The sequence below is a fragment of the Natronospirillum sp. genome (assembly GCF_022565775.1).
In the GTDB taxonomy this organism is placed as follows: Bacteria; Pseudomonadota; Gammaproteobacteria; order Pseudomonadales; family Natronospirillaceae; genus Natronospirillum.
The window spans coordinates 1-4,787 of sequence record NZ_JAIUMC010000149.1 but is presented as its reverse complement, the minus strand read 5'-3'; the positions used below and the strand labels follow the sequence as shown (position 1 = coordinate 4,787).

The 4,787-nt window shown below is 55.5% G+C and carries 1 protein-coding gene; it reads left to right on the top strand.

Annotated elements, in window-relative coordinates:
* Nucleotides 1-414: 414 nt before the first annotated feature.
* A partial coding sequence (locus LAT62_RS15970) for a S8 family serine peptidase (protein WP_293386169.1) occupies nt 415-4,787 on the top strand: 4,373 nt, incomplete at its 3' end.

Below are 4,787 nucleotides of genomic sequence, written 5' to 3'. Positions count from 1 at the left end.
GCATCCGAGAAACTGAGCTGATCCATGAGGGCTTCCGGTGTTGATGGGCGATGGTCAGATTTTACCGTGAATCGGCGATTAATTCAGAGGCTCCTTAGTGCTTCTACTTGTTGTTGCCCTGTTAAAAATGAGGGGATTACCGAGTGCTTCGACCTGACATTTTTTTGACCCTTTAGATCGAGTAGCCTTTCAGTTATAGCATCCAGCATAGAGTAGAGGCTAGCTCAATACAGCATCATATAGGTCACTACTACCACTCAAGAGAAGTCGATAGAAATGAGTGACTAGCATTACTAATGTCTCGCCAAGCGATGACCGAGGCCAGCATAATGCACGTCATATTATTGACTCTTCCATAGAGAAACTATTGGCGGTACCATCCTTTTCTTTTCGGAGTCTTTAATCGGAAGGGTTATGATGCGAGTTGATGTTGGTATTTTGCTGTTGCTGTCATTAACTTTTTTGGCCGCTTGTGATGATGATTCTTCCACCAGCGTAGATCAGAATTCGACGGATGAGGATCGAACGTCGATTCAAATCGTCCATGATCTTGCTGAAACCTGCGTGGCTGGAGAAAGCTATTGGTTCGACTACGAGTCGGATTCATTTGTGCGAACCCCTTCCTGGTCATTGGATTCGGAAGAGGTGGAGGTGGGGGCCTCCGTCTCATTGTCTTGTGCTGACATCGCGTCAGGTGCGGAGCTTGTTCTGTCGGCCACGATCGACGATGAGCCTGCAAGTGCAGTACTGGATCTCAATTTCGAAGCAGAACTTCCGCCTGGACTGCTGGCAGCAACTATCGATGGCCCGCAATTCTGTGAATCTCCAGGGTCCACGGTAACAGCAGAGCTTGTGGATGTTGGTGATGGCATCAATCACTGGGAGTTGGTCTGGCAGGACGTGGCGTCTGGTGCAGAGCTGGATGACGGCCGTCGGCTCAATATGACCTGTCCTGACGCCGGGGATGGCCAAGATCTGGCCGTCTACTACCATGGGCTGGAGGTGGCAGACTACAGCCTTGTTTCAATCGGACCACAGAATACAGACATCTCGTTCGAGTGGTCCGAAGAGGCGTTTCAAAAATCGTCAGGAACCTATCTCTTCTACTCGGATTATGTTCCGACTGTCGACATCCTTGTGGACGCCGATGGCCCTGTGAGTGTTTCTTGGGAGGCAGAGTACAACTTTGCTGCGAGTGACAACATTGTAGCCTCCGGGTCTGGGAATACGGTCAATCCGGAGGGGTTTGTAGATCTCGAGCGGGGCGATGGGATGTTTCCTTTCGACCTCCATGTGACGGTGCAAGATCACTATGGTCGCCAGACCACAGCGACCTGGTCGGCCATGATCGTTGAGCCAGATGCTCCCGTCGTGGAGTCTCTGTCGTGGTCCACAGAGGGCACAGTGCTGCCGGTCGACAAGTCGTATGAAGGGCTCATCTATACTCAGTCTGGCCGCCAAGTTACCGCGGTAGTCGATCAGCCGGATCTCGGCAACCAGATTCCGATGAGTGTGGTTCCGGTCGATCTTTCAGAGTGCGGACGCTCTGATACGCTGCATGGTGCCTGTTTCCGAGCGACTGCTGATGTTGCTGTTTCGCAAGAGAACACATCCAACCTGTCGTTTGCCTCTGCGGAGCTGCAGGTCACCGAGGCAGATCAGGGGCGTGTGACTTCAGAGGCATACTCCGGGTCCTACAACTGGACTGAAAACACACCGCCCACTTTGCAGGGCAGTGTTTCAGCCAGTTTCGTAAATCCGAACAACCTGCTCGGCGCAACGCTTGCACCTACTACCGCGACCTACACCGTCAACGAGAGCTCCTGGTCAGATGTGTTGACCGATTTTGAGAATGCCTCGTGGCGCTGGGTCACCTCTGATGGTCGCGAGTATGAAAGCTCGGAGCCTTCTATCGAAATCCCCTGGTCCTCTGCCGGCCATGTGAGCGTTGCTGTTTACGGCATCGATGAGCGTGATCTCGAGTCCGAGCAGGCGATCACGTCCAGCACCAGAACGCTGACGGAGGTGTCACCGCCGGAAATTAGAGTGCGAACCTCAGACACGGCAGGCCATACACCATTTCGGTTCATGGTCGAGACACAGGTCATCAATGACTCTGGCATCGACACCTGGGTAGAAGTTGACTGGGGTGATGGCACTGGCAGCCAGGGTGGCTATGTTGACCGCCGCTATCTGAGCGAAGGCCAATATACGGTGACCGTGCAGGCGCATGATGTGCTGGGCAATACCAGTGAAGTAGAAACGTTCACCGTTGCGGTTGAGGACGGCTCTGATCTGGGTTCGGTTTCGGGGCGCGTTACTCTGGATGTGCCGGTAACCGTCTCACACAACATCCCTAATCGAGAGACCCATGCCGAGTTTCTGGAGAACCGATCGAATGCACGGGAGATTCCGGCGCCCGGACTGCTGCTGACGCACATGGGACGCCGACATACGCACGCCAATCAGGATGATCGCATGGTCGGTGGCCGGAATGCTGCGGATTTCTTCTGGGCATACTTCGAGGCTGGGGACTGGATCATCTTTGACAGAGCGGATATTGATTTGCTGAATGAAGATGAACAATTGCTGTCTCGCCAAAATTGCTCCATCCGATCTGACGACAAGTTGTGTGCCATCTATGTGGAGAATGAAGGCTGGCACTTGCTTGGTGTTTTTGACAACACCGAGGGCGAGCACCTCACCTCTGGTCTTCACCGCCAGGTCGAGTTTGTACGTGATGATCTGAATCACGACGATTTTCACATGTCGGTCTACTACGATCCGGACGAGCAGGAGTCATTGGAAACCGACGACCCGCGCCACCCGTTCTTTGGGCTGGGCATTCCTGCAGGCGGCATGTTGACAGGCGAGATTGTGGCCAAGGCCTCAGAGCGGTCGACTGGTGCGCTCAGCGCGCGCTCCGGGGGCAGGGCGCCTGCTTCGGGCGTGCAACGGGTTCGTATCGGTGGTGGGGATTCAACCACGCTGCAAGGCCGGGCGCGCATTCAGTCTTCAACAGAGTCTGATGAGGCCGGTCTGCCGGATGAGTACCGGGAGCGGCTGGCACAGAACCGGACCATTCAGGCCATCCACGACATGCGAGCCAGCGGGAATTACGACTGGGTTGAGCCATTGATCAAGCACAAGCCACTGGTGGTGAACGATGAAAACCGCGAGTGGATGCTGCCTGAATGTGTGTCTCTGGCCGAAGAGGGCGATGATCGGACCATGGGCGAACGGTGCCGGGATGAAGGTCAGGACACCCCGCCTACAGAAAACACCGGTCGCCAGTGGAACCTGGAAGTTATTCAGGCCTGGGATGCCTGGCGGATTCTGGATGACATAGGGTATGAGCGCCGGCCGCGTGTGGCCGTGCTCGATACCGGCATCTGGGCGGATCACGATCACTTCCAGGATGCGCTGTTGTTGAACGACAGCTTCGACTTTGTTTCCGATCCGAATAACTCGGGGAAGCATCAAGAAGGCATCCATGGTGATCCTGAAGACCCGGGCCAGCCTGGCAATCTGCACGGCACCCATGTGGCCGGCATTGTGATCCGTCAGGATGACTACCAGTTGCGCCAGTACACGACGGACAACTCAGTCAATCGACATGATTTGAACTATGGGGCAGGCGTTAATATCGACCTGATGGCCATCCGAGTACTTGGCCGCAACCATGGAGACAACTACGACATTGCCCAGGGAATTCTTTATGCAGCCGGGTTGCCAAACGATTCCGGCACTGTACCCGAACAGCCAGCTGATGTAATTAACCTGTCTCTCGGTACGTCGGATTACAGTCGAGTTGTGGATGAGGCCGTGCAAAGAGCGAGAGCGGCAGGCGTGACTCTGGTAGCCGCTTCAGGAAACGGTTTCGCTGTGCAGCGTCTGTATCCAGCTTCTCTTGAAGGCGTCATCACGGTTGGTTCGGTTAATTTCCTTGGCCAGCCCAGCTCATTCTCTTCCATGACGGACCAGATGGATTTGATTGCCCCTGGCGGCGCCGTGCCTCATCACACACCGTGGCGGGGCTATTATCCGCATGCGGTCAGGGGCGTGTGGAGTGCCGAGCGTGGATGCAACACCGGGGGCACCTGTACCAGCACCAACTTTGTGGATGAGAAAACCGGCACAAGTATGGCCGCTCCCCATGTATCTGCCGCGATTGCCATGCTCAAAGGTGTCAACCCTGCCCTGACCCCGGCCGAGATCGACTATCTGATTGCCAACGGGTATATGACCCAGGCCCTGGCTGATCACAGCTACGACATAGCGATCGGCCATGGCATGCTGGATCTGTCGGTCACTATGCGCACGGCCAAAGCACTGAAAGACGGGGAGCTTGAAATCAATCTGCCTGCGAATGGGGCTAACCGTGAGTCGATACACTTCAACTCCCGCTCAGATGACCAGTTGCTGACGCTCGAGCGCTTCAGCCGGTCAAGCAGCAATGTGGTGCAGTTGATTGAAACCAACAGTGACTGGGTCGAGGTTGAGCCACTGCAAGTCGACAGCAGCGGTGTCGGCGTGTACGAGGTGTCGGTCGATCGCGATGAACTGGCGCGCGGTTCGCACCATGCGGACATCGAGGTCTACTGGTCCGATGGCAGTGTCACCACCATCGAGGTCACCGCCAATCACGAGAGCGGCAACCAATGGGGTGAGCCTGGCTCGATCTATGTGATGGCTATTGCGGAAGGCAGCAGCGAGCCAGTTGCCCAGACGCTGGCGTGGCCGGATCGCGAAGGGAACATTGATTTCGAGCTGACCGGTCTGGAGCC